Raw genomic sequence first — 2,628 nt, forward strand, 5'->3', positions numbered from 1 at the left:
CAGAGAAGGCACCTCTCTTTCTGCATGAAGTGGCTGCGTGTCGTGATGACCTCCCGGGAAACCCGGGCCGGAACGATCGGCGTCGCCAGCACGTGGGAGTGGGGATGGAGGAGGTACGACCCCGCCAGTTCGCCGTGGTTCTTGAACACCTGCACATGCTTGAACCTGGTGTCTCCCTTGAGATCGACTATGCGGTCCCGGTACATGTTGAGGACCAACAGCAGTTCCTGTTTGCTGTACATCGACACCGTCCGCGAATGGGACCGGTTCTCGACGATTATCTCGTGGGCGCCGACGTTGCCCATCTTGTCGTAGAGGCCCTCACCCCGTCTGTCCTCGGCGACCTCGATAACAAAGATGGGGTTGGAGGCGGAAAAGCACCTGACCAGCCAGTCGCCGCGGTCGTCTGTGTATTCGCGGATGGTCGGCGGGGTCATCGACTCGTGACCCGGACAGAAGGGACAAACACCCGTTCCGCTTGACTTTGAGCCGCCATATCCCACGACTACCCAGTTCCCCGTGAGAGGGTCTCGCCTGAGTTCCGCCATTCCCGAAATAATAGACTACATGCCGGACATTGTCAATTCACTGTTTCCTTGCAAATGAAAGAAATTATCGATTAGAATTACCAGGTATGAAAGACCCTTTGCAGACGGCTGTCGAACTGGCGCTCGCGTCGGGACGGATGCAGAAGGATTCCCTCAAGGAAGACTTTGCCATCCATCACAAGGGTGAGATAAACCTCGTCACCGACGTCGATATAGCCTGCCAGGAAATGATCGTATCGGTGATGAAAGAGCGTTTTCCTGAAGATGACATCATCGCCGAGGAAAAACCGAACCTTTTCGAGGGAGACAGGAACCGGTGGATCGTGGATCCCATCGACGGCACGACGAACTACGCCCACGGATATCCCTTTTTCTGCACCTCCATCGCCTACGAGGTCAAGGGTACCGTGGTCGTCGGAGTCGTCTACGGCCCCATCATGGATGAGCTTTTTGTCGCGGTCCGGGGGATGGGCGCCTATCTCAACGGCAACAGGATACGCGTCTCGTCGGTCCGGCACCTCAAGGCATCGCTCCTCAGCACGGGGTTCCCCTACGATATCACCACCAACCCTGACAACAACATCGATCACTTCGTGGATTTCCTTTACGAGGCCCAGGCTGTCCGAAGAGACGGCTCGGCGGCCCTGAACCTCAGCTACGTGGCGTGCGGGCGTTTCGACGGCTTTTGGGAGATATCTCTCAACCCCTGGGACCTCGCGGCGGGCGCGCTCATCGTGGAAGAGGCCGGGGGCTCCCTGTCGAGCATTTCGGGCGGGAGATTCAACATTTACGGGGGCGGAGTCATCGCTTCAAATGGTCTCATCCAGGAGGCCATGACGGAGGTCATCGGAAGAGATCTGCCGTCCGGCCCGAACGAAAAGATGCCGTAACTGGACAGGAAGACCCGGGAGGCCGGAAAACAGGGGGGCGAAGTACCGGTGGAGGACATCACATGAAAGACTATGTCGTCGACGATATCAAGAGCATAGTGCGCCCGCAACTGGGGGAGGAAGTGCCTCTCCTCCTGTTCCGGATCCTGCGGATCATAGGCATGCGCAGCATCCTCGGCGAGACATCGGGGGCCACTCTCTACATGATGGGGAAGAAGGTCGGCAACATGCTTCCCGTGCGGACCGTGGAAGAGTTTTCCGAGACGATACGGAACCTCAAGATCGGGATCCCCGAGGTGGCGATCGTCGACGAGGACCACGTCACCGTGAAGCTCTTCGAATGCATAACCTGCGCCGGATTCACATACACGGGCGAGATGTTCTGCGACATGGAAAGCGGGATCATCGCGGGACTCCTCGAGAACGTTTACGGGAAGAAAGCCAGGTCAACACAGACCAAGAGTTGGTCCGCGGGCTTCAATTATTGCGAGTTTGAGGTCTTCTTTTACTGATGACGCGACAGGGGAAAAAGAGGCGGACCGGGACACCGGACCGGACGAGGGACCTTGAGATCGCTCTGGAGGAGGAGAAAAGCCTTTCCACGGCGCGTAACACCCTCCTCGAAAAAAACATAAAGGAACTCAATGATGTCTACGCCGTCCTCAACGAAAAGCTCAAAGCCCTTCGCCTCCGCGAAGAGCGGATAAAGCGTTTCGAGGGAGAGCTCGTAAGGGCGAACAAGCTCTCCTCCCTGGGTGAACTCGCCGGCTCCATCGCCCATGAGATCAAGAATCCCCTCATTTCCATTCAGGGTTTCGCGAAGAGGATTGAAAAGACAGGAGATGTTGACCGGATCAGGCGTTATGCCGCGATGATAGACCAGGAAGCGGGCCGCCTGGCGAACGTCCTGATGAAACTCCTCGATTTCTCCCGGATGGACGAACCGAGAAGGGAGGAATGTGATCTCCACGACATCGTCGACGACACCGTCCTTTTTATGGAACACCACCTCACACGTTTCAAGAACGTGACCGTTGAGGTCCGCCGAAGCGCGGAGCCCGTGATTGTCCGTGTTGACAGGATCCACATCCAGCAGGCACTCGTCAATCTCATCAACAATGCCGCGCAGGCCATGCCGAAGGGTGGCTCCGTCACGATCTCCTCGGGCACCGATAACGGTCTGGGTTACA

4 protein-coding genes are annotated in these 2,628 nt (G+C 57.2%); 3 read left to right on the forward strand and 1 reads right to left on the reverse strand.

The annotated features are described in order from the left end of the window. A partial coding sequence (locus GXX82_10450; protein NLT23456.1) for a galactose-1-phosphate uridylyltransferase occupies window positions 1–548 on the reverse strand: 548 nt, incomplete at its 3' end. 86 nt (window positions 549–634) lie between these two features. Here GXX82_10450 and GXX82_10455 point away from each other — a divergent pair. The 3 genes from GXX82_10455 to GXX82_10465 form a co-directional block, all read left to right on the forward strand. Beyond that, on the forward strand, window positions 635–1,438 hold the full coding sequence (locus GXX82_10455; protein NLT23457.1) for an inositol monophosphatase: 804 nt from the start codon (window positions 635–637) through the stop codon (window positions 1,436–1,438). Window positions 1,439–1,500: 62 nt separating this feature from the next. Further along, on the forward strand, window positions 1,501–1,950 hold the full coding sequence (locus GXX82_10460; GenBank protein ID NLT23458.1) for a DUF2507 domain-containing protein: 450 nt from the start codon (window positions 1,501–1,503) through the stop codon (window positions 1,948–1,950). After that, on the forward strand, window positions 1,950–2,628 hold a 679-nt coding region (locus GXX82_10465; GenBank protein ID NLT23459.1), incomplete at its 3' end, for a hypothetical protein. The genes GXX82_10460 and GXX82_10465, both read left to right, overlap by 1 nt.

Source organism: Syntrophorhabdus sp. (assembly GCA_012719415.1).
GTDB lineage: Bacteria > Desulfobacterota > Syntrophorhabdia > Syntrophorhabdales > Syntrophorhabdaceae > Delta-02.